The organism is Chelativorans xinjiangensis (genome assembly GCF_009812055.1).
Classification (GTDB): Bacteria; Pseudomonadota; Alphaproteobacteria; order Rhizobiales; family Rhizobiaceae; genus Chelativorans; species Chelativorans xinjiangense.
In genome coordinates, this window is record NZ_WQNH01000005.1 from 92,715 (window position 1) to 115,752 (window position 23,038).

The following is a 23,038-nucleotide window of genomic DNA, read 5'->3' on the forward strand; positions in this document are numbered from 1 at the left end:
GTGGCGCTGCGCTGTAGGACGAAGTCGGTTCAAGCATGGATGGCCCCTCGAATGTGCAGTCACCCGGTGACGGGGTGTCCCTCGATTTGCGCCGCTCAAGCATTTCACCGGTCTTCCGCACGGAGCCGGCACACGCGCATCAATGCTTCAGCATAAACCCCTAAAGCACCGGATAATCCAGTACGTATAGGGAGACATAGTTCACACGGACAGTATTTCAGGAAATTCTGATTTTTTCAAAAATCAATGAAAACCATCCACTGTACAAACTTTCTGCAGCATATCTCCCAAAATCTACTCCGCGCCGACCCCTGATGGCAGAACTATGCGCAAACGAGGATGAAATCCTGTCGGAGAATTATTTTAAAAGTCGAGAGATATTGGTCATCACCCGTATCCTTACCGAGCGTGATTCACGAGCACGGATGTCCGACGCCGATTATTACCTTTGTGCAGGTTGGGCTATTTCTGTCACTGCCGCAATAATGGTATTCTGATATAGTTTACCGCGGCTTATAGAGGACAATCCCCGCAACCTCGCGCTGTCGCCGGGGCGGGAGGTGCTCGCGGTCGATGTTGCGCGGTCATGCCGATTCTTGGTCATGTGATTCTGGCCGGTGCACTTGAAAAGAAGCTCTGCCTGTGACAGAACCGTACCGTACGGTACTGACAGAGGCGCACTCATTGACCGAAGCCGAGCAAGACCGCCTGACGCCGCGCCAGCGCGCCGTTCTGGAGCGTGCGCTGGAGTTGCTCGTTGCGGGCGGCGAGCGGGCGCTGACGACCGCCGGCGTCGCGCGGGCGGCGAGCTGCTCGAAGGAAAGCCTCTACAAATGGTTCGGCGACCGCGACGGGCTCATGGCCGCCATGATCGCCTATCAGGCGAGCAAGGTGCGCGGCTTTGCCGATAATGGCGCGCCGATGGACCGGGAGCGCTTTCGTGCGCATCTCGTTGGCTTTGCGCAGGACCTGCTCGAGGTGCTGGGCGGCGATGTGTCGCTGGCGCTCAACCGGCTGGCCATCGGCCAGGCGAGCCGCGAGAAAAGCCGGCTCGGCCAGCTTCTCGTCGCCCAGGGGCGGCGGCGCATCGACCAGAGCGCGCGTGCGCTGCTTGATGCCGGCAGGAAGCGTGGCTTCATCCATTATAGCGATGCCGACGAAGCGTATCGCACGCTCTACGGGCTGATCGTGCGCGACCTCCACGTGCGCATGCTGCTCGGCGAGGAGGGTGCACGCCGACCGGAGAAGTTCGCCGCTCTTGCCGAGCAGGCGGTGGAGCAGTTCTTCGCGCTCTATGGGGCGCGGCAGAAGGAGAGGGCGGAAACGGCATGAGGCCGGCACCGCTTGAGCAGACGCAAGGAAGGAAACGACAAATGCGGGTCTATTACGATCGCGATGCTGATCTTAATCTCATCAAATCAAAGAAGGTCGCCATCATCGGCTTTGGCAGCCAGGGCAGGGCGCATGCGCTGAACCTCAAGGATTCGGGTGCCAAGGATGTGGCGGTGGCGCTGCGCACCGGTTCGGCGACCGCCAAGAAGGCGGAGGCCGACGGCTTCAAGGTGATGACGGTGGCGGAAGCCGCCGGCTGGGCCGATCTGATGATGATGGCCACCCCCGACGAGTTGCAGGCCGGCATCTACAACGCCGAGATCGCCCCCAACATTCGCGACGGAGCGGCCATCGCCTTCGCCCACGGCCTCAACGTGCATTTCGGCCTCATCGAGCCGAAGAAGACCGTCGACGTCTTGATGGTCGCGCCCAAGGGGCCGGGCCACACGGTGCGTGGCGAGTACCAGAAGGGCGGCGGCGTGCCGTGCCTGGTGGCCGTCCATCAGGACGCCTCCGGCAATGCGCTCGACCTCGGCCTCTCCTATGCCTGCGGCGTCGGCGGCGGGCGCTCCGGCATCATCGAGACCACCTTCCGCGAGGAATGCGAGACCGATCTTTTCGGCGAGCAGGTGGTGCTGTGCGGCGGTCTGGTCGAACTCATCCGCGCCGGCTTCGAGACGCTGGTTGAGGCGGGCTACGCGCCCGAGATGGCCTATTTCGAGTGCCTGCACGAGGTGAAGCTGATCGTCGACCTCATCTACGAGGGCGGCATCGCCAACATGAACTACTCGATCTCCAACACTGCCGAATGGGGCGAATATGTCTCCGGCCCGCGCATCATCACCGCCGAGACCAAAGCGGAGATGAAGCGCATCCTCGCCGACATCCAGTCCGGCAGGTTCACTTCCGAGTGGATGCAGGAGTGGCACTCGGGCGCGGCCCGCTTCAAGGCGACGCGGCGTTTGAACGATTCGCACCAGATCGAGGAGGTGGGCGAGAAGCTGCGCGGCATGATGCCGTGGATCGCCAAGAACAAGCTGGTGGACAAGCAGAAGAACTGAGCGACCTGGTTCTTGCAATCAAAAGCGGCGGCGCTGGGTCAGCGCCGCCGCTTTTTCGTGGGTATACCGCCCATCAGTACATATAGGCCGTCAGTACATATAGGGCGAGACGCATGCCCTGCGCGGGCCGTTATACGGCTGGAAGGAATTGTCCCACTCCCGGTATGAGCGGTAGCGGCTGTAGCACCACTGCACGTGGGCCGAGGTGGATCTGTAGGCCGTGCGCGGCCGCACGTAGCGCGGTCGCACGTAGCGCGGGGCATAGACCGGCGGACGCGTATAGTAGGGCGGCGGCCCGTAGCGGAAGCCGCCGGTGCCGAACTCGAAGTAGATGCCGCTGCGCGGCCTGCGGTGGCGCCAATGGCGGCTGCTGCGGTAACTGCGGCGCCAATCGCGATGGTGCCGGCGGTCGTGGACCTTGAACAACCCGCCGTTGTCCGTTGCCTCGACGGCCTTCACCGTATTCGCGGTCGCTCCACCCACCGAAAAGGCCGAGGCGCCGGCCGACGGCATCGCAACGGCAAGGCCGAGCGCGACCAGGCCGGAAAAAACAAGGCTGGGGAGAATGTGTCTCATGAGGTACTCCGATCTTCCTGATACTGCCCACGCCCCCTGGTCATTTTTGGTGAAAGCATTATCCCATCATCACCATGAACGCTGGATGAACGCAAAAGTTGCGTTTTTTGACCCTTGTCTTTCCACGTCCAGCGGGCAAAAGTGCTGCTCATGTCGGTCCGGATCGCCACGTTCAACGTCGAGAACCTTATGAACCGGTTCGACTTTTCCGGTTTCCGAAATGAATTGAATCAGGACCGGGCGCTGGCGCTCTTCAAGATCAAGGACGAGGCGGAATATCGCGCGCTGGAGCGGGCGCGTACCATCGCCCATACGGACGATACGCGCCAGCTTACCGCGCTCGCCATCGCCGCTGCGCACGCCGACATATTGTGCCTGCAGGAAGTCGATAACCTGGATGCCCTGAAGGCCTTCGAATACGGCTATCTGTTCAAGATGATCGGCAGGGGCTACCAGGACAAGCACTCCTCCACCGGTAACGACACGCGCGGCATCGACCTGGCGGTGATGATGCGCCGCGAGACTGCGCATGGCGAACCCATCGAATTCGAGCGCACGACCAGCCACGCCCATCTCACTTACCAGGATTTCGGCCTTTTCACGCCTGATCTGGAAGCGCTCGGCCTCGCCCCGCATGAGCGCATCTTCCGCCGCGATTGCCTGGAGGTGGATGTGCGCGTCGGCGGGAAGCCTCTGACGCTCTACATCGTGCATTTCAAGGCCATGACCCCGCCGCGCAACGGCAAGGACGGCCGCGAGGCCTCCATGCCCGTCCGTATCGCCGAGGCGGCCGCCGTGCGCCGCATCATCGAGGAGCGCTTCGGTGCCGGAAAGACGGACGAAAAGCGCTGGGTGATCTGCGGCGATCTCAATGACTACCGCGAGCGCGTCATTGTCGGCGGCGACGTCCTCAATGGCTATACTTTCGAGCCGGCGCGGGAAGTGCAGTCCAGCATCAATGTGCTGACGGAGGGCGGCTTCTGCGAAAACGCCGTAGAGCGGCGGCCGGAGATGGACCGTTGGACCCTTTACCACACGCGCGGACCGGAGGAGCGGCATCTGTGCCAGCTCGATTATCTCATGCTTTCGCCGGCATTGGCGCGGGCGAATGCGGGCGCCGTGCCCGACATCGTGCGCGCCGGCCAGCCCTGGCGTACCATCTTTCCCCCGGGCCAGGAGGTGGAGCGTTTTCCGCGTACGGGTTGGGACCGGCCGAAGGCCTCCGACCATTGTCCGGTGGCGATGACGCTTGATCTTGTCTGATGCCGGCCGAAAAAGCTTATAGTGGCGCTTCGTTTTCGCAGGTTTGATTTGCCCGGTGGGCAGGAAAGCGCATGGACAAAAGGTGGCTTCGATGAGTGCCCGGCGATACCAGATCTATGATGTGTTCACGCAGCAGAGGCTTGCGGGAAACCCGTTGGCCATCGTGCTAGACGCGGAAGGGCTCGACGAGGCCCGGATGCAGAAGATCGCCGGCGAGTTCAACCTGTCGGAGACGGTCTTCGTCGGCCCGCCGGAAAACCCGGTCCACACGGCGCGCATACGCATCTTCACGCCCCGGCAGGAGCTTCCCTTCGCCGGCCATCCCACCGTCGGCACGGCCATCGCGCTGTCGGAGCAGGGCGATATCGGGCACGGCGAGCGCACCTCCATCGTCGTTCTCGAGGAGAATGTCGGGCCGGTGCGCTGTGCGGTTTCCAGCGGCAATGGGACGGCCTTCGCCGAGTTCGACCTGCCGCGGCTTCCCGAGCCTGTCGCCTTCGACACACCGTCCGAGGTGGTGGCGGCCGCATTGGGCCTCTCGCATCACGAGATCGGCTTCGAGAACCATATCATCAGTGCCTGGTCGGCCGGGGTGCCGTACGTCTGCGTGCCGGTCGCCAACCTCAAGGCGGCGGGCAGGGCGCGGCTTGACGCCGGCCTGTGGGAGGAGCTTGCGCCGAGCGAGGGCGCCGTTTCAGGCGACCCTTATGTCTATTGCCGCGAGACGGTGAACCACGATTGCGCTTTCCATGCCCGCATGTTCGCACCTGGCTCCGGCATTCCGGAAGACCCCGCGACCGGCTCGGCGGCCGCCGCCTTCGCCGGCGCGGTGGTCACCCATGACGGGCCGGTGGATGGTACCCACCGCCATTGGATCGAGCAGGGCATCGAGATGGGCCGGCCCTCGCGCATCCGACTGGAGATCGAAGTGGCCGGCCGCGCGATCGAGGCGGCGCGTATCGGCGGCGCGGCGGTGAAAGTGGCGGAAGGCAGCCTTTTCCTTTGAAACCCCCGTCCCGGCGCCCCATATCGAGGCTGGCCTGCCGGGCTTGAGGTCTGTTCACGTACAGGCGTTCAACGGGCTTGCAAGCCCACGCCAAACACGCTAATGAGCCCGGCATTCGCAAGGTGGCTGCCGACGACTTTCCTCGGTCTGGACGGTTCGAGGGAGGGCGGGGCTGCCGGCGCGGTCGGGTGATTAGCTCAGTTGGTAGAGCAGCTGACTCTTAATCAGCGGGTCACAGGTTCGAGCCCTGTATCACCCACCAATCTTTCTCTTCGGGGCCAATTTTCCTTCTCTTTTCACATAGTCTCGGCCTTCGGGAACCGCTGACGCCGCGCGCCGTTTCCCCCACAAGGTTCATGCGAAGGAGGTTGCCATGGCGCGCTGCGAAGTTTGCGGAAACGAGTACGACAAGGCCTTCAAGGTCGAGATGAGCGGCGAGATGCATATCTTTGACAGTTTCGAGTGTGCCATCCACGCACTGGCGCCGCGGTGTTCCCATTGCGGCTGCCGTGTCGTCGGCCATGGCGTGGAGAAGGGCGATGTGATCTTCTGCTGCGCCCATTGCGCCGCTCAGGAAGGGGCGGAGGGATTGAAGGACAGGGCTTCCTAGTGGTCTGACCCAAACGGATGGTCCCCATCCGTTTGGAAAAGTCAGCCCACAAGCTATTGATCTGGTGGGGCGATTTGTCCTGACAGATGGGTGCCATCTGTCAGGATCGCACCACTAGTCTTCCTCTCCGTCGGGCGTATGGGTGAGCGGATCGTGCCGGGTAGGGCCCTTCAAGATGCCGCGCGGGCCCGCGCGGGGGAAGGTGCTGCTGTCGTCCTCGACCACACGGTATAGCCTGTCGTCGCGGAATGCGCTGGCGAAGCTGGTCGACACGCCGTCGCCTGGCTTGGCCGGGATGTCGAGGAAGTCGACTTCCGCCTCCGCGGCGATAATGCGTGCGTCGGCGGCCGAGCGCGCCCGCACGATCACTTCCCCCGCCGGTTTCGCCAGATCCCAGTTGGGGTCTGTTTCGGCCGCATCCGGTATCAGCCGGTAAATCCTCAGTGCCTCGTCGGTCATCCGTGTGCCTCCGGTGCCGCCCGTTGCTCGAACACGCAGGGAGGCAGGGTGGTTCCCACGCTTGGGCTCCCCGCCGTTTCCGCCTGTCGACGGTGCCACGAATTTTTTTTTATCTTTTTTTGCTTTTTGCGGGAACCTTTGCCTGCTTTGCGCGTTTGGGGGTCGACGGCACGCACTCCCCCCGCCCCCCAACCCCACAATTGCGTGCCGGGTGCCGGCGGATGCGCCGGCATTTTTTTGCCCAACGCATTTTGCAGTCAGGTGGAATCACCTGACGTCCGCATAAGCGGCAGGGATTTCAATAATCCTTCTCGTAGAAGATGCCGATGCTCGAATCGCCATCGGTGCCGACCGCGCCGCGTGCCTTCAGGTCTTCGGTGATGTCGAGATTGATGGTGCCGCGCGTGGTGCCGCCGGAACCTGTCTCCACACCGAGATAGACGTTTTCCTGGATGTAGCGGCCGGCGCGCACGCCCACATTGCCTTCCTCGTCGGTGATGACGTCGAGTTCGTCGAGGCCGGTCGCGCCTCTGAGCGAGCCCAGAAGCGAGGTCTCGGCGCCGCCGGCAAGCTCGGCCGCCGCGGCAGCAAGCTGGGCAAGCTGCAGGGGCGACAGCTCGTTCACGCTGCGGTTGAAGATGAGGCGCGCCAGCACCTCGTCCTCCGGCAGCTCCGGCTGCGAGGAAAAGTGGATCGCAAGGTCGGAGACCCGGCCCCTGACAGTGATGAAGACCGTGATGTCGCGGCGCTGCGAGCGGGCGACGAAGTCGAGCTGCGGGTCGAGGTCGCCTATCAGGCTCACCGTACCCTCGTCGAAGGTGATGCGCTGGGCGAGGATGGACAACCGCCCGCGGATGAGCTGGAAGCCGCCGATGGGCTGTACGGAAGTAACCGGCCCTGTCAGCCGCACCGAGCCTCCGAGCTCCGCGTCGAGCCCGCGTCCGCGCACGAAAATGCGCGTCGGCGCGTCAACGGTCACGTCCAGGCGCAGCACGCTTGGCCGGCCGCTGGGCACGGGCGTGCCGTCGTCGGCGCGCGCCCGGTGCAGGGTCTGACGTACCGCCGGCGGCGGATCGGCATGTTGAACGTCGATCTCGGCACCGCCGCCGCCGAAATGCTCCGGAACGGCAATCTCGACACGGCTCAAGGTGACGTTGCCGGAAAGCAGGGGATCGCGGGTGAGCGGCCCACTGAGCGTCAGTGCCCCGCTCGCGGTGGCCGTCACCAATTCGCCGTCCGTGTAGCGCGCCTCGTCGAGGCGGATGGCGAGATCGGCCGGAAAGTTGGCCGCGGCGCTGGTCGAGATCGTGCCTGAGAGGGAGACCGTGCCGCTGCCGGCAAACGCCGCCGAAGCGGAGCGGATGGCAACGGTGTCGCCGTTGATGCCGGCGTCGACGCGGATGGAGTTCAGCCGCAGATTGGTCATCGGGTCGACGGCGGCAGCATCCGCGATCGACACCGTCCCCCGGATCGCCGGATTGGCGAGGCTGCCGCCGACATCCGCTTCGACGATAGCGGTCCCCCTCAGCTGCGCGCCACGGTCGGCCAGGAGGCGGTTTGCAAGCGTCAGAGGGATGTTTCCCCGAGCGTCCACGGCCAGCCCGCTTCCCGTGAGCGGGACGCGGCCGCTGGCGGAGACGGAAAGGCCGGCCGGGCCGGCGGCCGTCACGTCGCCGAGCGTCACCACGCCTTGGGCGAAGCGGCCGGAGGCGGCGATATTGAGGGGGGCGGCGCCGAAGGCGGCAAGCGCCCGCGCGGTGAAGGCGCCGGTGCGCAGGTTGAAATTGGCCCGCGGGTCGGCGAGGCTCCCCGTCACGCGTGCCGAGCCGGTGAGCGTGCCGCCGAGATCCTGGTCGGGCATCCGCGCGTTGAGTAGGGAGAGGGGGAAGGCCTGAAGCTCGGCATCGAGCGCCAGCGCGCCCTCGCCAAGCGGCACATCGCCGGCAAGCGTGGCCCTCAAGCCTCCGGGGCTCACCACCTGGGCGTCGACTGTCAGGATCTCGTTGCGGGTCGTGCCGGTGGCATCGACGCTGAGCGAGGCGACGCCGGCTTGGCGAAGGGCTGCCGCGACGATGTTGCGGCCGGTGAGCGTGAAGGTAGCCTCGGGCGCATCGCGCGTGCCGGAGATGGTGGCTTGCCCGTTCAGCGTTCCGCCGAGCGCCAGGTCGGGGCGGACGGTGTTGGCGATGGAAAGCGGCACGGCGTCGAGCGACAGCGCCACGTCGAGCGCCCGGCCGATCTCGCCTTCGGCCGTGACCCGGCCGCCGGCGACATCGATCTCCACGGGCTCGAAGGCGACAGTGTCGCCGCGGACGCTGAGGGAGGCCGGCCGCAGAAGGCGCGCCGATACATCGCCTTGGATGAGGGAGGCTTCTTCGAGCGAGACCGTGTAGCCGCCCTCCTGCGGCGCAAGTCCGCCGCGAGCGGCGATGTCCGTGCCGTTGGCGAGCGCTGCATCAGCGGAGAAGGCGGTAGCCCCGCCGCTGGTTTCCGCGGTGGCGTTGAGCCTGGCCACGTCGATGCCGGCGACGGCAAGATCAGCGGCGGTGATCGTTCCTTCGACTGCCGGCACGCCGAAAAGGTCGGCGACGGTTGCCTCGACGTCGGCGCTTTGCAGCCGGAGCTGCTCGGCCACGATGTCGCGCAGCGTGGCGTTGAGTGCGAGATGCTGCTCGCCCTCCCTCGGCTCCAGCGAGAGCGCGGCCTCGGCGGCACCGGTCGCCTCCGTCAGGAATAGGGCGGCAGCGGTCGAGATGTCGGCGGCATCAAGGTCGAGCTCGCCGGTGAAGAGCCCGTCGTTGCCCTGGGCAACGTCACCCGTCAGCCGCGCACCGCCGGCCGTGAAGTCGATGCCGCTCAGGCGGCGCTCTCCGTCCGCCAGCGCCACCTCCGTTTGCAGGTTCGCGCGCACGCCGTCGAGGAAGGCATCGCCCGTGATGCGCCCGGAGAGCGCTTGGTCCTCAAGCGTTCCTTCAAAGCCGATCACCGCTTCGGTGAGCTGCTTGTCGAGGAGCCGGCCGTTCGGGACCTGGGCGCGAAGGGAAAGGGCGAGTTCGCCGGCGCTGCCCGTGGCACGGCCGTTGGCCGTCAAGCGCCCCGCGGCGCGGTCGCTGATGAGCGCGAGATCGGCGATGGCGGCGTTGAAGCGGAAATCGGCCTCTTCGGTGGCGAAGGTGCCGTCCGCCGTCATCTCGATCTGCTCGTTGGCGACGCGGAAGTTGTCCGCCGTGAAGCCCTCCGTGCTGCGTCCCAGCCGGCCGGTGATGCGGGTCAAGCCGCCAAGCAGCGCATCGGCGGCGGGGGTGCCGATGCGAAGCTCATTTGCCCGGCTGTCGAGCGTGAGGTCGAAGGCGCCGCTGATCGGGCGCAGTTCGCCGTCTGCCGAAAGATCGAGGCTGCCGCCGAGTTCCCGTCCGGCAAGGCCGGAGAAGGGGGCGATGTTTGCCGCCTCCAGGCCGATGTCGCCGCGGAAGGCGAGATCGGAGACCTCCCCGGACAGCGTGGCGGTGAATCTGTGCCCGGCAAGCCGGGCGGCGGCAAGCGAAAGCGGCTCGCCAGCGCGCCAGGCGCCGTTGGCGCTGAGCCGGATGGTCTGGCCGAGGGCTTCGGCGATGTCGGCACGGTCTGCGACGATGCCCTCCAGCGCTCCTTGCAGATCGAAGGTGATGCGGCGTTCGGCGGGTTCGAAAAGGTTGGCAGCCTCGCCGCCAATGGTGAGATTGGTGTTCCCGGCGGCGAAGCCGCCGCTCTGCAGGTCGTCGATGTCGAGCACCGCCTGCCAGTCCTCCCCCGTCTCGCCGTAGCTGGCGGTCAGCCTTGCCGAGCGGACATAGGACTGGCCGCCGCTTACCGGCAGCAAAACCCGCTCGCCCTGCGGGTCGGCGATGCCGGCATCGAGCGAAAGCCTGGTCAGGAAGCCATCGCTCGCCGTCTCGGCGGAGGCTTCGAGTTCCAGGGCGGCGCTGGAGAGGCTGAAGGCTTCGAGCGACACGCCGCCGCCGCTTCTGGCGACGCCCGAGGCCTGCAGCGTGGTCTCGTCACCGAAGAAGGCGCGGAAGCGGGCAGGGACCAGCCTCACGATGGGGCCGCCGACATCGACCGTGAAGCCGATGCCTTCCTGCCGTTCGCGGAACCGAGCCATGCCGGAAAGGGCGGGTTGCCCGGCGGCGGCGAGCGAAAGCGACAGGTCGAGATTCTCCACCGGGCCGGCGCCGGCCAGCGTAAGAGAGAGCGGCGGGCGGCCTTCGATGTTGAGCACGTTGGCCACGACGCCGTTCTGCGGTTCCACCAGCGCCAGGTCGAGATTGAGCTCGCCCGTGTCGTTGGCATAAGCCGCCGTCAGCGAAAGATGTCCGCCGGGGCCGTCCAGGCGCTCGATCTCGAGCGCCGTGTCGAGCGAGCCCCCTTCCAGTCGCAGCCGGCCTTCGGTGGATATGACGGATTCGAGGCCGAAGACATCCCTGCCGAAGGAGATACTGGGAACTTCGAGCTGCGCGAGATTGATGGCAATCGGCAGCTCCGGAACGGCAAAGGAGCGTGCCTCGGGCGACGGCAGGCCTTCGGCGGACAGCGGGCGGCGGATGACCTCGATGGAATCGGCGGCAAGCCGCCCGATCTCCAGCTGCTGGCGCAGGATGAGGGCAGTGCGGCTCCATTCGATGGAAGCGTTTTCTATGCGCAGCCACACGCCCTCGCGGTCGGCGACGGTAATTTCGGCAATGGAAGCTTGAGAGGAAAGGGCGCCTTGGATGCCGCGGATGTGGATGCGGCGGTTGGGCGTGGAAATCCGGTTCTCGATGAAGGAGAGGAAGAGCGAGCGCTCCTCGTCCGGGCTTTGCGCGGCATCCTGCGCAGCTGCCGGAAGGGCCGCGAAAAAAAGGAGAAGAGCGAGCAGAAGCCGGGTCAAAACGCCTGTCCTATTCCAACATAAAGAGCCGCGCTCGGGTCGTCCGGTCCCCGATCCAGCGGTACGGCGACGTCGAGCCGGATGGGGCCGAAACCGGTCTGATAGCGCAAGCCCGCGCCGACGCCGATGCGCAGGTCTTCGGAGAAATCGGGGAAGGCCTCGGCGCCCACATAGCCCGCGTCGACGAAGCCGACGACGCCGATGTTCCGCGTCACGCGCACGCGCAGTTCGGCCGAGCCTTCAATGAGCGAGCGGCCGCCGGCAACGCCATCCGGTATCTCGACGCCGATGCTGCGGTAGGCGTAGCCGCGCACGGAACCGCCGCCGCCGGCGAAGAACAGCTTGTCCGGCGGCGTTTCGGCGACCGGCGGGTCGAGCAGCGCGCCCACTTTGGCGCGGCCGGCCACGACGAAGCGGCTTTCGGAATCGAGGCTGTAATAGGCGCGCGCCTCGGCAATGATGCGAGCGGCGGCGTTGCCGTAGTTGAACTCGTAATAGGGCTCCAGGGTGAGTTCGGCGAAGATGCCTCTCGTGGCATCAGTCGGGTTGTCGCGCGTGTCGTAGGTGATACCGCCCAGAACGCCGGCGGTGACAAAGTCGCGGGTGCCGAAATCGTCCTCGAATTGGGCATAACCACCGGTGGCGAATAAGCGGGCCGATAATTCGTCCGAGAAACGGTGCGCAAAACCGATCTCGCCGGAAACGCCGGTGCGCGTATAGGTGTCGAGCACCTCGCGGTCGCCGAAGACGGACGCGACGAAATCGGTATCGGGCGTATAGATGCCGGGCTTGGTGAAGGTGGCGCCCACGCGATAGGTAAGCTCCGCCGGATCGATGGTCTCGCCGATGCCGGCGACCTTGCCCTCTATGCGCAGGCGCTCGGCGCGGCCGAACAGGTTGCGGTGCAGCCAGAAGGCCTCCAGCCCGAAGCCGTCGATGGTGGAATAGGAGCCGCCGACGCCGAAGCGGCGCGGCAGGCGTTCCTGCACGATCACCTGGATGGGCAGGCTTCCGTCGGGCCCGATCTCTTCGGCCTCATCGATGCGCGCGGCGCGGAAGACCTCGAGCCGGGTGAGGCGCTCGCTCGCCTTCTCCAGGTCGTCCGGGTCGTACTCGGTGCCGGGCGCGATCCCCGTCTGGCGGGCGACGAAGGCGGCGTCCATGCGCTCCGTGCCGCTGACCGAGACCGGGCCGAAGACGGCATGCGCGCCAGGCTCGACGACGAGCGTGGCGTCGATGGTCTCCGTGTCGTGGGCGGCGACGATGCGGCGTTCGACAACTTCCGACTTGGCGTAGCCCTGCTGCCGCCAGGCCTCCACGGCCAGGCGTCCGGCGCGGATGATGGTGGTGCTTGGGGCGGGCTCGCCGGCGCGGTAGCCTTCATGCGCGGGGTCGGCCACCACATCCTTTCTGTTGCTGGCCGGCGGCGCCTGGTTGACGATCCTGGCGTCCGCGAAACGGAAGAGGGGGCCGGGAGCGACGGCGATGCGCACTGCAGCGGGGCTTGCAAATTCGGCGTCGGGCTGAAGACCGTCGACTTCGCGGCCGTCGATGGTGATGGAGATGGTGCCGCCATAGCGCGCCTGGGCATAGAGCGCGTTCAAAAGCCTGCGGTAGTCGCCGCGCGCCTTGACGAGAAGGCCGGCCGCACCCGACGCCGGCTCCTCCCGGTCGGTCCACAGGTTCGAGGCGCCCTTCAGCGCCTTTTCGATATCGTCCTCGTCGCCGGCAACGACGAACTCCACCTCATAGGGTTGCGGCGTGCCGATGACATCTTCTTCTTCGCCGGCATCCTGTCGCTCGAAAAGCCGCAGGCCGAAAATCTCCACCGCTGCCGCCGGATGAGGCGCGGCAACGAGCACGGCGCAAAGGGCGGCCGCGCACGGGCGCAGAAAGCGTCGAGCCTCGGCGGTGCGGTTCCCCAAAATCCCTCCCGGCGGCTTAACACGGAACGAGCCGCCTTCTCGAATATCCGTCCGCCGCGCCGGTGCGACCTGTGATCGCGCGCACGGGTTGGCCTCAAAAGCCCCGCCCTGGCAATGACCTAGCCTAGTATGCAGGGCTTGTCCAACCGGTCCAATAAGACATTTTTACGGTTCCTGGGAGGACTGTGATAGCCGGAGGTTGCCGCGAGGAGAACTATTGTCCGGCATCGCGGCGCTGCAGATCGGCTGCGCGCTCTTCTGCAGCGGACAATCCGCGACAGGAACGATGCGCGGTCGCCCGGCGTTGCGCCAGTGGCGTTGCCCGGTGGGCAAACCGCGCAAAGGCTCTTATCCTTCCGGCATGGCAGACGGGCGAACAGGGACAAGCGATGGCTGAGGCACCCAAGACGAAACCAACCCAACGGCGCAGAAGCCCGCGCCGCACATCCACCGCGAAACCCGCAACGCGCGGCCGCTCCAGTGCGCCGCAGGACCGGGGCCGGCCGGTCTATCTGATCGACGGCGCGCGCACGCCCTTTCTGCGGGCACGCGGCAAGCCCGGGCCATTCACGCCGGTCGACCTTGCCGTGCAATGCGGCCGGCCGCTGCTCGCGCGCCAGCCTTTCGCGGCCGAGGACTTCGATTTCGTCATCCTCGGCTGCGTGAACGTTATCGCCGACGAGATGAACCCGGCGCGGGTGGCCGCCCTCCGGCTCGGAATGGGCGAGGCCATGCGGGCGTTCAGCGTGCAGATCAACTGCGGCTCGGGCATGCTGTCCATCGACAACGGTTTCCGGCTTATCGAGGCGGGCAAGGCCGACCTCGTCCTTGCCGGTGGTGCGGAGGCGCTGTCGTATGCGCCGCTGGTGCTGTCGAGCAAGGCCGCGGCCTGGTTCGGCCGTTTTGCCATGGCCAAGACGGCGTGGGAGCGGGCGGCGGCCATCGGCGCCTTCCGGCCGGATATGGCAAAGCCGGTCATCGGCCTCGAACGGGGGCTGACGGACCCCGTCACCGACCTTAACATGGGCCAGACGGCGGAGGTCATCGGCCATATATTCGGCATTGCGCGCGAGGCGGCGGATGCCTACGCGCTGGAAAGCCATCGGAGGCTGGCGCGGGCACAGGCGGAGGGCCATCTCAAAGGTGAGGTCATCGCCTCGGTCGCCCGCGACGGCACGCTTTATGACCATGACGACGGCGTGCGTCCCGACACCTCGATGGAAAAGCTGGCCAAGCTCAAGCCGGCGTTCGAGAAGCCCTACGGCGAGGTGACACCCGGCAATTCCTCGCAGATCACCGACGGCGCGAGCTGGGTGGTGCTGGCGTCGGAAGAGGCGGTGAAGAAGCACAAGCTTGAGCCGCTGGCGCGCATCGTCGACAGCGAGTGGGCGGCCCTCGACCCCTCGATCATGGGGCTGGGGCCGACATTGTGCTGCACCGCCCTGACCAAGCGGCGGGGGCTTGCCCGCGAGGATATCGACCTTTGGGAACTCAACGAGGCCTTCGCCGCGCAGGTGCTCGCCTGCCTCGCAGCCTGGGAAGACGAGGAATACTGCCGCAAGGTACTGGGCCTCGATGCACCCTACGGCGCTATCCCCCGCGACCGGCTCAACGTCGACGGCGGCGCGATCAGCCTCGGCCATCCCGTCGGCACGAGCGGAAACCGCATCGTGCTGCACCTCGTCAACGCCATGCGGCGCCTCGACCTCAAGCGCGGCATGGCCACCGAGTGCATCGGCGGCGGGCAGGGCGGGGCCATGCTTCTGGAGGTGGTGTGATGGCTGTCTCGAAGAGCGTCTGGAAGGTGCTGGAGCCGCGCAACATGGAGCTTGGGCCGCGCGAGGGGAACAAGGCACTCACCCATTGGCGCTATGCCAAGGACGAGGACGGCATCGTCTGGCTCTTGCTCGACCGGGCCGGGGAGAGCGCCAATACGCTGTCGGAAGCAGTGATGAGCGAACTCGACACGGTGCTCGCCGAGGTGCAGGGCATGGGTGCCAGGGGCCTGGTCGTCCGCTCGGCCAAGGAGGGCGGTTTCATCGCCGGTGCCGACATCCGCGACTTTCGCGGTGTGAGGGATGTGGGCGAAGTGGAGGCGCGCATGCGCCGGGCGCACGAGATCGTCGACCGGCTGGCGGGCTTGCCGATGCCGACGGTCGCCGTCGTCCACGGCCATTGCCTGGGCGGCGGACTGGAGCTGGCGCTCGCCTGCAAGCACCGCATCGCCGTCGCCGGTGCCAGTTTCGGCTTCCCCGAAATCCTGCTCGGCCTGCATCCGGGCCTCGGCGGCACCTTCCGCCTGCCGGCGCTGATCGACCCCGTCGAGGCGATGACCATGATGCTGACGGGCCGCACCGTGCACACGAAGAAGGCGAAGGCTCTCGGGCTGGTCGACGCGGTGGTGGAAGAGCGGCATGTGAGGAATGCCATCCATGCCGCGGTGGCGGGCGAAATGAAGCCTTCGCGCCCCGGCCTGAAGGGAACCATGTTCGGCCTCGGCGCGGCACGCCGCATGGCGGCAAAGCGCATGCGTGCGGAGGCTGAGAAGAAGGCGCCGAAGAAGCACTATCCTGCACCCTACCGCCTTATCGGCCTGTGGGAAGAGCACGGCGACGACAGCCGCGCCATGCGGAAGGCGGAGATACGCTCGTTCTCGGAGCTTCTCATCAGTGAGACCGCACAGAACTTGATGCGCGTCTTTTTCCTGCGCGAGGGGCTGAAGCGGCACGGCAGAGGGGAAAGCGGTATTCGACGGGTACATGTCATCGGTGCCGGCACCATGGGTGGCGACATCGCCGCCTGGTGCGCGGCGCGCGGGCTCGCCGTCAGCCTGACGGATCTCGATCCCAAGGCCATCGCCGGCGCTGTCGGGCGTGCCGCCGCCTTCTACGACAAGGGGCTTCACTCCACCCTCGACCGGCGTGATGCGCTCGACCGGCTGATGCCGGATTTCGAGGGCGACGGCATCGCCAGGGCGGATCTGGTTATCGAGGCGGTAGCGGAGAAGGCGGAGGTGAAGCGCAAGGTCTTCGAGGCCATCGCACCGCGCAAGAAGAAGGATGCCATCCTCGCCACCAACACCTCCAGCATCCCGCTCGAGACGCTGCGTGAAGGCCTGCCGTTCCCCGACCGGTTCCTCGGTCTGCATTTCTTCAATCCGGTAACGCGCATGGAGCTTGTCGAGGTCGTCGCCCATGACCAGGCAAGCGAAAAGGCCCTGGCGCGGGCGCGCGCCTTCTGCGGCGCCATTTCCCGCCTGCCGGCGCCGGTCAAGAGCGCTCCGGGTTTCCTCGTCAACCGTGCGCTGACGCCGTATCTCGTGGAAGCCCTCACGATGTTCGACGAGGGCGTACCCAAGGAGTCGATCGACGAGGCGGCGAAGGATTTCGGCATGCCGATGGGGCCGATCGCGCTTGCCGACCGGGTAGGGCTCGACATCTGCCTGGAGGTGGCGCGCATGCTGAAGGAACGCCTGGACGACCCGATGCCGGAGGTGCCTGGCTGGCTGGTAAAGAAGGTTGAAGCGGGCGAGACGGGACGCAAGGCGGGCAAGGGGCTTTATACCTATGACGAGAAGGGCAGGCCGAAGGGCGAGGAGGTGAAGGTGGCCGAAGGCGAGGAGGCGCCGCGGGCCGATGCCGAGATGGCCGACCGGCTGGTGTTGCCCATGCTCAACACGCTGGTGCGCTGCCTGCGCGAAGGGGTCGTAGCGGACGAGGAGACGGTCGACGGAGCGATGATCTTCGCCACCGGTTTCGCGCCGTTCCGCGGTGGTCCGCTCTACTATGCGCGCAAGCGCGGGGCTGAGGAGGTTGTCGCGGCGCTGCGGCAACTGGAGGAGAGGCACGGAGCCCGGTTTGCGCCCGATGCAGGATGGGACATGCTGAAAGAGTAACGTTCAGGCGCAACCGGGAACCTTTGTGCGCGTCGTCCGCTTTATGCAGGAACAGCACAGGAGGCGACGATGCCTGCAAAATCCAAGGCGCAGCAGAAGGCGGCCGGCGCCGCCTTGGCGGCCAAGCGTGGCGAAATGCCCAAATCCAAGCTCAAGGGCGCCTCGCGCGAAATGGAAAAATCCATGAGCGAGAATCAGTTGGAAGAGCTTGCTGAGACGAAGCGGAAGAAGCTGGCGGACAAGAAGGGCTGACGCCGTCACGCCGCGTGCTTCGTCTCGCCCTTTTCCAGAGCTGCCATGAAAGCGTTCAGCCAGTCTTTGGCGTCGTGCTTGCGGATCCGCTTCATGAGCGCCCTCTGCCGTTCCTGGCGTTCCTCCAGCGGCATGGTGAGGGCGCGGCACAGGTTTCGCGCCATGTCATCGACGTCGTAGGGATTGACGATCAGCGCCTCGTGCAATTCCTCCGCGGCGCCCGCGAATTTGGAAAGCACCAGAACGCCGGGATTCTCCGCTGCCTGGGCGGCGACATATTCCTTGGCGACGAGGTTCATGCCGTCACGCAGGGGCGTCACGAAACCCACCTGGCTGGCGCGGAAGAGGGCGGCAAGCGCGTCGCGCGGCACGATGCCGTGGATATAGCGCACCGGCGTCCAGTTGAAGTCGGCGAAGCGGCCGTTGATCGCTCCCGAAAGCGCTTCCAGCTCGGTGCGGATCTCCACATAGGCTTCCACCTCCTCGCGTGTCGGCGTGGCGATCTGCATGAGCGCCACCGACTTGCGCATTTCCGGGTAGAGTTCCAGGAGGCGGGCGAACGCGCGCAGGCGGTCGGGCAGGCCCTTGGTGTAGTCCAGGCGGTCGACGCCGATGATCTGCTTGCGGCCGAGGATCTCACGCCGCTGGGTCTCGATATTGACTTCGTCGTTCGGTCTCTCGGCCATCTCGACGAAGGAATCGACATCGATGCCGATGGGATAGCAGCCGGCGATCACCTCGCGCTCGCCGATCTTGATGCGGCCATCGGCCTCCATGCGGCAGCCGAGATGATCCTCGACATAATGCTGCAGGTTGCCGCGATCCGTATTGGTCTGGAAGCCGATGACGTCGAATTCGAGCAGGCACTCCACCAGCCAGCGATGGCGCGGCACGGCGGCGACGATCTCCGGCGGCGGGAAGGGGATGTGCAGGAAGAAGCCGATGCGTTGGGTGCAGCCGCGCTGGCGCAGCTCGGCAGCCAGCGGAATGAGGTGATAGTCGTGGATCCAGATGATGTCGTCCGGTTGAAGGATAGACGTCAGCGCGTCGGCAAATTTCGCATTGACCCGCCGGTACCCGTCGAGGAAAACCGTTTTGTATTCAACAAGATCGAGCCGGTAGTGAAACAGCGGCCACAAGACGCTGTTGGCAAAGCCCAGATAATATTCCGAATAGTCCTGCTCGGTGAGCGGGATGGTCGCCTGGGTGACGGTGCCGATCTTGCGGATGCGCGGCTCGGGCTGGTCCTCGTATTTCAGCGTCTGGCCGTCCCAACCCATCCACACGCCGCCGCGCTGGCGCAGAGAATCCGCCAGGCCGACGGCCAGGCCGCCCGACTGGGCGGTGCGCGTGAGGTCGGCGACGCGGTTGGAGACGACGACAAGCCTGTTCACACGACGCTCTCCCATGGTTTGGACAGGCGCCGGGCGCCGTTGATGATGCCGACCATCGAATAGGTCTGCGGGTAGTTGCCCCACATCTCTCCAGTCACCGGATGCGTATCCTCGGACAGCATGCCAAGGGGGTTGCGCGTCTTCAAGAGCGCTTCGAAGATTTCGCGCGCCTGCTCGCGGCGGCCGATGCGCGCCAGCGCGTCGAGGCGCCAGAAGGCACAGATGTTGAAGGAGACCTCAGGCTTCCCGAAGTCGTCGGCCGCTTCGTAGCGCATCATGTAAGGACCCGTCGCCAACACTTTCTCGAGCTGATCCACCGTGCTGACGAAGCGCGGATCCTGCGGATCGATGAAGCCGACCTCGGCCATCAGGAGCACGCTCGCGTCGAGCGTCTGGCCGCCGAAGCTCTCCATGAAAGCCTTGCGCTTTTCCGACCAGGCTTCGGCCAGGATGCGCTCCTTGATCTCGTCCGCCCTCTCTCTCCAGTGCGTGACACGCGCCTTCTCACCCAATCGTGCGGCGATGTGCGCGAGCCGGTCGCAGGCCGCCCAGCACATCAGGCTCGATGAGGTGTGAACGCGCGAGCGGGAGCGAAGTTCCCACATGCCGGCGTCGGGCGTGTTGTGCACCTTGTAGGCCTGTTCGCCGGCGGTTTCCAACAGGCGGAAGTCGGTGATGGTCGGCTTCATCTGGATGCGCCGATCGAAGAATATCTGCGTGGCGCCTAGGATGACGTTGCCGTAGACGTCGTGCTGGTAGTGCTCATAGGCCTGGTTGCCGCGGCGCACCGGGCCCATGCCGCGGTAACCGGCGAGATTGTCGATGATGCTTTCCGTCAGATGCCGCTCCCGCCCGAGGCCGAAGACCGGCTGCAGATGCCCGCCGTCGGCATCGGCCACCAGGTCCATGAGATAGCGGAAATAGTTTTCCATCGTCTGCACGGTGCCGAGGCTGTTGAGCGCGCGCACCACGAAGAAGGCGTCGCGCACCCAGCAGAATCGGTAGTCCCAGGTGCGGCCGCTGTCGGGGGCCTCGGGGATGCTGGTGGTCATGGCGGCGACGATGGCGCCGGTGGGCTCGTAAGTGCACAGTTTCAGCGTGATGGCGGCGCGGATCACCGCCTCCTGCCACTCGTAGGGCAGCGCAAGGTTGCTTACCCAGTTGCGCCAATAGTTGGCGGTGCGCTCCTCGAAATCCCGCGCCACATGGGTGACCCCGCCTTCCATCGTCTCGTCGGGGCCGACGATGAGGTCGATAGGCGCGGACAGGTTGAAGAAGGTCTCGTCCAGCACATAATCGATGGGTGCGTCCGTCGAAAGCCGCAGCGTCATCTCCGGACCGACATAGCGTACGTGGTTCGAGCCGCGTGTCCTGTGCGGGCGCACCGTGCCGTAGGCGAAAGAGGGACGCATGCGGATGGAGATGCGCGGCGTGCCGGAGATTGGGCGCACGCGCCGAACCAGCGTCTGCGGGCGGAAGATGCGGTCGCGCCAGAAGAAGCGCGGCGCACAGTCGACGATCTCAAGCGAGCCGGAGGCGCCGTGCAGACGCGTCGTCAGCACCGCCGTGTTGGGCTCGTAGCTCTGCTCGGTTTCCACAAGGTCCTCGAGCTCGATCGAGAACAGGCCTTCGCTCGGGTCTTCCTCGCCCCGCAGGAGCGCGTTGAACACCGGGTCGCCGTCGAAACGGGGCAGGCAGCACCAGACAACGCGGCCCTTGGGATCGATGAGCGCGGAGAAGCTGCAATTGCCGATCGCGCCGAGGTTGAGTGTCGTCACGGGAAAAATCCTATGCTGTCAATTGGCGGGAGTCGAAACTGTCGGCCAGAAGGCCGAGCCAGTCGCGAAAGGCGGCGACGCCGCCGGTTCGGAAGGCGGCGGCGGTTGAGCCGTGGCCGATCTTGATGGAGATGCCGCCGGTGCGGGCGATCTCGCGGAAAGCATCCTCGTCGGTCACGTCGTCGCCGGCGAAAAGCGGCACGCGCCCGCAAAACGGCGTCTCGCCCATGAAGGCGGCCACCGCGTCGGCTTTGGTCGCCTTGCCGCTCTTGACCTCGATGACCATCTTGCCGTGCAGGATGTGCAGGCCCTTGAAGCCGTCCACCGCCTCGTGCACCGCCGCCATGCACGCCTCGGCAAGCTCGGGACGCCGGCGGTAATGCAGGGCCAGCGAGCCCGACTTGGTCTCCACCATTGTGCCCGGATGGGCGAGTGTGAAGGCACGCAGCTTCTCCTCCATGGCGGTAAATTTGGCGCTGTCGATCGTTGCTGCGGTGCGCTTGCCGCCGGCCGTCCGGCGCTCCAGCCCGTGCACGCCGGCGACCGGCAGGCTGAGCGGCGCGAGGAAGCGGTCGATGTCGGCGATGGGCCGGCCCGTCACGATGGCGAGCGCGCCACGCGTGCTCTTTTCCAGGCGGCCCAGCACCTCACGCGTCGGCAAGGGAACCGAAACGGCGTCCGGATGCTCGGCGAAATCCGCCAGCGTGCCGTCGAAGTCCAGGAAAATCGCGGTATTCTCCGGTTTCAGACCCGAATGATCGAACGATGTCAAAAGTGCTGGTTTTACGGCCATATTGTCGCGAGAAAGACGTGGAATCACTAAGCCTTGGGAGTGGCCACGGCCATGCTAGGCTAAGGCCGGGCGATTGTGAAGGAAGCCGCGTGCGGAGGCACAGGAAACTTGACGCCCCCCAACCTTGCGTTTTGACGCCAGATAGGCAGGTTTTGCCGCTTCGGCAAGGGCAGAAGGACATCGACATGAAATCGTTTGGCGCATGCGCGAATTGGGTGGCGGCCGGTCTCGGGCTGATCGTCATCTTCGGGTTGACGGCCGCGGCCGGAGCGCAGGGGCGTCCAGACGCCCGCGCGCTCACCTGCGGTCAGGCAAGAACACTGATACAGCAGCGCGGCGCGGCGGTGCTGACCACCGGCCGCTACACCTACGACCGGTTCGTCGCCAGCGAGCGCTACTGTGCCATCGGCTTTATCGCCAAGCGCGCTTACGTCCAGACCCGCGACGCGCAGTCCTGTACGATCGGCTACACCTGCGTGATCGATACAGACGACGATGACCGCTGGTGGCGGCTGCGACGGCGGTAGCGCCATTTGCCGCGGGGATAGGTAGAACGCTCACTCGGCTGCGTTTCGATCTCCAGGCGTTTCGGTCTGGCCGGCAAATCTCCGCAGCCTTGCCGCCGCCTCGCGCAAGATGGGCTCCTCCTGGCACATCGAAACGCGGATATGGCCTTCGGCCGCCGCGCCGAAGCTGGTACCGGGCATCACCGCGACCTTCTCCGCCTCCAACAATTCCCAGGCGAAGGCCTCGCAGTCGGCGTTCACCCGCGAGATGTCGAGCATGACGTACATGCCGCCTTCCGAGCCGCGCACCGCGACGCCGTTGAGGCCGCGGATGGCTTCCAGAAAGGCCTCGCGGCGGGCGGCGTAGCGGGCGGCGATCTCCTTGACGCCGTGGCCGTTCTCGACCGCCGCGATCGCCGCGCGCGAGACGAAGTCGACCATGCCGTAGCTTGAGACAAGGTTGAGGCTGATGAGATGCCGGACCATATCGGCCGGCGCGGTGAGCCAGCCGACGCGCCAGCCGGTCATGCCGTGGCTCTTCGACAGCGAGTTGACCACCAGCGTGCGCTCCCTCATGCCCGCAAGCGCGCGCGGCGATACATGCTCGCGCCCGGCGCGGATGGTCCAGTAGACCTCGTCGGAGATGAGCCACAGGTCGTGCTTCCGGCAGAGTTCGGCGATGGCCTCCATCGTGGCGCGGGAGTAGACGGCGCCGGTGGGGTTGTTCGGCGAGTTGACGAGGATCGCCCTGGTCTCGGGCCGGATGGCGGCGGCGATGGCCTCCGCACGCGGCTCGAAGCCGTCTTCGGAGCGCGTTTCAACCTCGGTGAACGCCGCGCCGGCCGCGCGCACGGTGCCGGGATAGGTGGCGTAGTAGGGCGAGACGATGATCGCGTGGCTGCCCGGGTCGAGCACGCCCTGGCAGGCGGCGAACAGGGCGCCCTGGCCGCCCTGGGTAACGATGATCTCCTCCGGCGCGGTCTTCACACCCGTGCACTCGCTGGAAAGCCGCGCCAGGCCCTCGCGCAGGCGCGGCAGGCCGGGGAGCTGGATGTAGTGATGATGGCCGGCGCGCACCGCCTCCACACAGGCGGCGACGGTGTCGTCCGGCGTGTCGAAATCGTGGTCGCCGACCGACAACATCAGGATGTCCTCGCCCGCCTGCTTGCGCGTCATGGCGGCGAAATGGACTTCCCAGCCATCCTTGCCTGAAGGAACGATGCCGGCGATGCGCTTGGAGGGTAGGGGCATGGTGTCGGAATCCTGTGAACGGTTCTCGCCT

Annotated in this window: 17 protein-coding genes and 1 tRNA gene; 10 read left to right on the forward strand and 8 right to left on the reverse strand. The window is 65.9% G+C overall.

Features of this window, described 5'->3' with window-relative positions; genetic code table 11:
* The first annotated feature begins 684 nt into the window (after positions 1-684).
* Both GM910_RS05655 and ilvC read left to right on the forward strand, forming a co-directional pair.
* Complete coding sequence (locus GM910_RS05655) at positions 685-1,332, forward strand: TetR/AcrR family transcriptional regulator (protein WP_159586538.1); 648 nt, start codon at positions 685-687, stop codon at positions 1,330-1,332.
* Between the two features lie 41 nt (positions 1,333-1,373).
* On the forward strand, positions 1,374-2,393 hold the full coding sequence (gene ilvC, locus GM910_RS05660) for a ketol-acid reductoisomerase (RefSeq protein WP_159586539.1): 1,020 nt from the start codon (positions 1,374-1,376) through the stop codon (positions 2,391-2,393).
* A 90-nt stretch (positions 2,394-2,483) separates the two neighbouring features.
* Here ilvC and GM910_RS05665 read toward each other — a convergent pair whose 3' ends face one another.
* On the reverse strand, positions 2,484-2,969 hold the full coding sequence (locus tag GM910_RS05665) for a BA14K family protein (protein WP_159586540.1): 486 nt from the start codon (positions 2,967-2,969) through the stop codon (positions 2,484-2,486).
* Positions 2,970-3,119: 150 nt separating this feature from the next.
* Between GM910_RS05665 and GM910_RS05670 the strand changes: the two genes are divergently transcribed.
* From GM910_RS05670 to GM910_RS05685, 4 genes are all read left to right on the forward strand, one after another.
* Positions 3,120-4,232: an endonuclease/exonuclease/phosphatase family protein gene (locus tag GM910_RS05670; RefSeq protein ID WP_159586541.1), complete on the forward strand. Its 1,113-nt coding sequence runs from the start codon at positions 3,120-3,122 to the stop codon at positions 4,230-4,232.
* Positions 4,233-4,323: 91 nt separating this feature from the next.
* A complete protein-coding gene (locus tag GM910_RS05675) occupies positions 4,324-5,238 on the forward strand; it encodes a PhzF family phenazine biosynthesis protein (protein ID WP_159586542.1) in 915 nt (304 codons plus the stop codon).
* Between the two features lie 186 nt (positions 5,239-5,424).
* Positions 5,425-5,500: transfer RNA gene (locus tag GM910_RS05680), tRNA-Lys, on the forward strand.
* 111 nt (positions 5,501-5,611) lie between these two features.
* Entirely contained in the window at positions 5,612-5,848 is a 237-nt protein-coding gene (locus GM910_RS05685) for a hypothetical protein (protein ID WP_159586543.1), read from the forward strand.
* Positions 5,849-5,962: 114 nt separating this feature from the next.
* Here GM910_RS05685 and GM910_RS05690 read toward each other — a convergent pair whose 3' ends face one another.
* The 3 genes from GM910_RS05690 to GM910_RS05700 all read right to left on the reverse strand — a co-directional run bounded on the left by GM910_RS05690 (position 5,963) and on the right by GM910_RS05700 (position 13,138).
* Positions 5,963-6,307 carry a hypothetical protein gene (locus tag GM910_RS05690; RefSeq protein ID WP_159586544.1) on the reverse strand — a complete coding sequence of 115 codons (345 nt, stop codon included), beginning with the start codon at positions 6,305-6,307 and terminating at the stop codon, positions 5,963-5,965.
* A 298-nt stretch (positions 6,308-6,605) separates the two neighbouring features.
* Positions 6,606-11,213 carry a translocation/assembly module TamB domain-containing protein gene (locus GM910_RS05695; RefSeq protein WP_159586545.1) on the reverse strand — a complete coding sequence of 1,536 codons (4,608 nt, stop codon included), beginning with the start codon at positions 11,211-11,213 and terminating at the stop codon, positions 6,606-6,608.
* Complete coding sequence (locus GM910_RS05700; RefSeq protein ID WP_159586546.1) at positions 11,210-13,138, reverse strand: autotransporter assembly complex protein TamA; 1,929 nt, start codon at positions 13,136-13,138, stop codon at positions 11,210-11,212. Before GM910_RS05700 ends, GM910_RS05695 begins: the two co-directional genes overlap by 4 nt.
* 389 nt (positions 13,139-13,527) lie before the next feature.
* Between GM910_RS05700 and GM910_RS05705 the strand changes: the two genes are divergently transcribed.
* The 3 genes from GM910_RS05705 (at position 13,528) to GM910_RS05715 (ending at position 17,285) form a co-directional block, all read left to right on the forward strand.
* Positions 13,528-14,916 carry an acetyl-CoA C-acetyltransferase gene (locus GM910_RS05705; protein ID WP_159586547.1) on the forward strand — a complete coding sequence of 463 codons (1,389 nt, stop codon included), beginning with the start codon at positions 13,528-13,530 and terminating at the stop codon, positions 14,914-14,916.
* Positions 14,916-17,033: a 3-hydroxyacyl-CoA dehydrogenase NAD-binding domain-containing protein gene (locus GM910_RS05710; protein ID WP_159586548.1), complete on the forward strand. Its 2,118-nt coding sequence runs from the start codon at positions 14,916-14,918 to the stop codon at positions 17,031-17,033. Before GM910_RS05705 ends, GM910_RS05710 begins: the two co-directional genes overlap by 1 nt.
* Before the next feature lie 69 nt (positions 17,034-17,102).
* Complete coding sequence (locus tag GM910_RS05715; RefSeq protein ID WP_159586549.1) at positions 17,103-17,285, forward strand: DUF3008 family protein; 183 nt, start codon at positions 17,103-17,105, stop codon at positions 17,283-17,285.
* A 5-nt stretch (positions 17,286-17,290) separates the two neighbouring features.
* Here GM910_RS05715 and otsA read toward each other — a convergent pair whose 3' ends face one another.
* From otsA to otsB, 3 genes are read right to left on the reverse strand one after another with little or no spacing between them, the layout of a single operon-like run.
* The gene (gene otsA, locus GM910_RS05720) at positions 17,291-18,679 is read right to left on the reverse strand and encodes an alpha,alpha-trehalose-phosphate synthase (UDP-forming) (protein ID WP_159586550.1); all 1,389 of its coding nucleotides are present in this window, start codon (positions 18,677-18,679) and stop codon (positions 17,291-17,293) included.
* Positions 18,676-20,457 (reverse strand): glycoside hydrolase family 15 protein, encoded by a 1,782-nt coding sequence (locus GM910_RS05725; RefSeq protein ID WP_159586551.1) that lies wholly within the window; start codon positions 20,455-20,457, stop codon positions 18,676-18,678. The genes otsA and GM910_RS05725 overlap by 4 nt, the downstream gene beginning before the upstream one ends.
* A gap of 10 nt (positions 20,458-20,467) precedes the next feature.
* A complete protein-coding gene (gene otsB, locus GM910_RS05730) occupies positions 20,468-21,250 on the reverse strand; it encodes a trehalose-phosphatase (RefSeq protein WP_159586552.1) in 783 nt (260 codons plus the stop codon).
* A gap of 185 nt (positions 21,251-21,435) precedes the next feature.
* On the opposite strand from otsB, the gene GM910_RS05735 reads away from it, so the two are divergent.
* Positions 21,436-21,777: a hypothetical protein gene (locus GM910_RS05735; protein WP_246225860.1), complete on the forward strand. Its 342-nt coding sequence runs from the start codon at positions 21,436-21,438 to the stop codon at positions 21,775-21,777.
* Between the two features lie 30 nt (positions 21,778-21,807).
* On the opposite strand, the gene GM910_RS05740 is transcribed toward GM910_RS05735, so the two are convergent.
* Positions 21,808-23,007: a pyridoxal phosphate-dependent aminotransferase gene (locus tag GM910_RS05740; protein WP_159586553.1), complete on the reverse strand. Its 1,200-nt coding sequence runs from the start codon at positions 23,005-23,007 to the stop codon at positions 21,808-21,810.
* Positions 23,008-23,038 lie beyond the last annotated feature (31 nt).

Excerpts from the sequence above, each read along its gene's own strand:
- GM910_RS05740 (WP_159586553.1), bottom strand. The coding sequence starts at position 23,007 with ATGCCCCTACCCTCCAAGCGCATCGCCGGCATCGTTCCTTCAGGCAAG.
- GM910_RS05665 (WP_159586540.1), bottom strand. The coding sequence starts at position 2,969 with ATGAGACACATTCTCCCCAGCCTTGTTTTTTCCGGCCTGGTCGCGCTC.
- GM910_RS05685 (WP_159586543.1), top strand. The coding sequence starts at position 5,612 with ATGGCGCGCTGCGAAGTTTGCGGAAACGAGTACGACAAGGCCTTCAAG.
- GM910_RS05735 (WP_246225860.1), top strand. The coding sequence starts at position 21,436 with ATGAAATCGTTTGGCGCATGCGCGAATTGGGTGGCGGCCGGTCTCGGG.
- GM910_RS05670 (WP_159586541.1), top strand. The coding sequence starts at position 3,120 with ATGTCGGTCCGGATCGCCACGTTCAACGTCGAGAACCTTATGAACCGG.
- otsB (WP_159586552.1), bottom strand. The coding sequence starts at position 21,250 with ATGGCCGTAAAACCAGCACTTTTGACATCGTTCGATCATTCGGGTCTG.
- ilvC (WP_159586539.1), top strand. The coding sequence starts at position 1,374 with ATGCGGGTCTATTACGATCGCGATGCTGATCTTAATCTCATCAAATCA.
- GM910_RS05715 (WP_159586549.1), top strand. The coding sequence starts at position 17,103 with ATGCCTGCAAAATCCAAGGCGCAGCAGAAGGCGGCCGGCGCCGCCTTG.
- GM910_RS05710 (WP_159586548.1), top strand. The coding sequence starts at position 14,916 with ATGGCTGTCTCGAAGAGCGTCTGGAAGGTGCTGGAGCCGCGCAACATG.
- GM910_RS05705 (WP_159586547.1), top strand. The coding sequence starts at position 13,528 with ATGGCTGAGGCACCCAAGACGAAACCAACCCAACGGCGCAGAAGCCCG.
- GM910_RS05690 (WP_159586544.1), bottom strand. The coding sequence starts at position 6,307 with ATGACCGACGAGGCACTGAGGATTTACCGGCTGATACCGGATGCGGCC.
- GM910_RS05675 (WP_159586542.1), top strand. The coding sequence starts at position 4,324 with ATGAGTGCCCGGCGATACCAGATCTATGATGTGTTCACGCAGCAGAGG.